Genomic DNA, 2095 nt, shown 5'->3' with positions numbered 1-2095 from the left:
TGCACTCAGCCAGCCGTGGGGCGGCGGGGAGTCGCACGTTAATGCACCAATTGAGAAAAGCCGGTATTCCGATAGGTCGCTGGAAGGTGCGTCGTCTGATGAAAGAGTCCGGTCTGATAAGTCGCCAGCCGGGGGGACATCGTTATCGGATTTGCCCTGAGGAGTGAGTGGCGTCACCGAACCGGGTAAGACGTGAATTTATCCCCGGGGAACCGAACATCCTTTGGCGCGGGGATATCAGCTATATCCGCACGGGGAAAGGGTGGAGTTACCTGGCGGTGGTGATGGATTTGTATTCACGTCGTGTCGTCGGTTGGGCGATGTCATCAACGGCAGACGCAGAGCTGATTTGTCGGGCACTACGTCATGCACTGGAGATACGCAGGCCGGAAAAGCGAGTGGTATTTCATTCAGATCAGGGAAGTCAATACAGCAGTAAGCGTTACCGGCAGTTATTATGGAGAGAAGGGGTCATACAGAGTATGAGCCGACGCGGAAACTGTTGGGATAATGCCCCTATGGAACGGTTGTTCAGAAGTCTGAAGAGTGAATGGATACCGGAAGGGGGCTATCCGGATGAGATGTCGGCAAGGTGTGATATCGGCCAATGGCTGATGGGTTATTACAATCAGTGCCGTCCTTACCGCTTTAATAATGGCGCTACCCCGGTAGAGAAAGAGGAATTCTGGAAAAAGGCTAATAATGTGTCCTAAATTAGTGGACCACAACATTTTTATTTTCGGCATATTTTTACGGAACTTCCCAAACGCCATTCTGATGATTCATTGCACGATCTGTTACCGTGGAATGTCAACATCAGCGACATTATGTAAACTGCACTGCTTAATTGGGCGCTTACATTTAACCTACACATTTCTAATACGTTTTATAATTTAAATACTCTATATTAATACGTATTCCTTTAGTCAAGTAGACACATTATTTGTAGTGGTATATTGAATTGGGTCACTACACATAGACGACACGATAGTCTGTTAGAAAATAACGGAATAGAACAATCTTATTTAATCCGATACTCTGAAAAAGCCCTTTATAGAATCACAATCATTCCTGTAAAAAATGTAGTGGATGATAAGATCAAATGGTGGTACTTTTATTCCAACTCGAAGATATTCTCACTATATTTAATTTATAACTTTGATAATTATGAACTATAAAAATCCAAAGGTTATGTTGGCTAGAAATTTTATGTCACATGTTTGGTTAGGTAATGGCTACCACAACTTAAGTGAATTCTTGACACCTCAAGTTTTAGTGCAGTCTCCAGTCAGAGAAAGTGTTGGGTGCAATAATTTGTCTGATGTTTTTTCCATATGGTTTAGAGGCTTCCCCAATTTGTCATACAAAGAAAGAAAGCTCCAAGTTACCCGAGATAGGGTTACTATTGAGTGGGAAATCAACGGAAATCACTTGGGCCAATTTTTTGGAGTAGCCGCCACAGGTAAGCAAATTAATTGCTCAGGCACTACATCGTTAGTTATATTTGATGAACTAATTCACTCATATAGTACTGACGTGAACATTTCTTCAGTTTTGAAGCAATTATCTACCCATCACTATACTACAGATAATACGGTAGGAGATAACATGCGTCTAGCTGTGAATCGACGATTAAGCCTTAGCCTGACAAACAGACAGATAGATTGCCTCTCGCTCTTATGCTTAAGATGTGATAGGGAAATAATCTCTTCGACACTAAATATAAAATACAGTACGTTCAGAACTCATGTGGATAGGATATTGCCTCTTATCGGCTTAACATCGAGAAAAGATGTTTTTGATTGGGCCTTGTCATTTCATATTTTAGACCTATTGATACACATCGGCTTAGAAAAAATACATTCACAATTACACAGTCAGAAGACTTATATCAAACTGTCAGGGTCTTCCTTCTAGGAGGGATAAATGGCTTTGTTGCGTAAATCGATGGAACTCAGTATCGATTCTACGTAACCGCCTAATTAACCCCACATATCCGACAGATTAATCTTTTGTCATAGTGAGTTTTCTTTTATTGAGAGGGCGAATCACTATGACACTCACTGAAAAACAGCAACACTGGGCGGCAGTTATT

Annotated in this window: 3 protein-coding genes; all 3 read left to right on the top strand. The window is 41.8% G+C overall.

The genetic code is table 11. The annotated features are described in order from the left end of the window. A partial coding sequence (locus EAE92_RS25520) for an IS3 family transposase (protein WP_214069843.1) occupies positions 1–167 on the top strand: 167 nt, incomplete at its 5' end. After that, positions 168–713, top strand: coding sequence for an IS3 family transposase (locus EAE92_RS23920; protein WP_214069842.1), 546 nt, complete (start codon positions 168–170; stop codon positions 711–713). It abuts the gene before it with no gap. 454 nt (positions 714–1167) lie between these two features. Continuing rightward, a complete protein-coding gene (locus EAE92_RS25515; protein ID WP_214069841.1) occupies positions 1168–1917 on the top strand; it encodes an ester cyclase in 750 nt (249 codons plus the stop codon). Positions 1918–2095 lie beyond the last annotated feature (178 nt).

Source organism: Photorhabdus hainanensis (assembly GCF_018448965.1).
Lineage (GTDB): Bacteria > Pseudomonadota > Gammaproteobacteria > Enterobacterales > Enterobacteriaceae > Photorhabdus > Photorhabdus akhurstii.
Note: the sequence above shows the minus strand (reverse complement) of the source record. Positions and strands in the feature narration are given on the sequence as shown.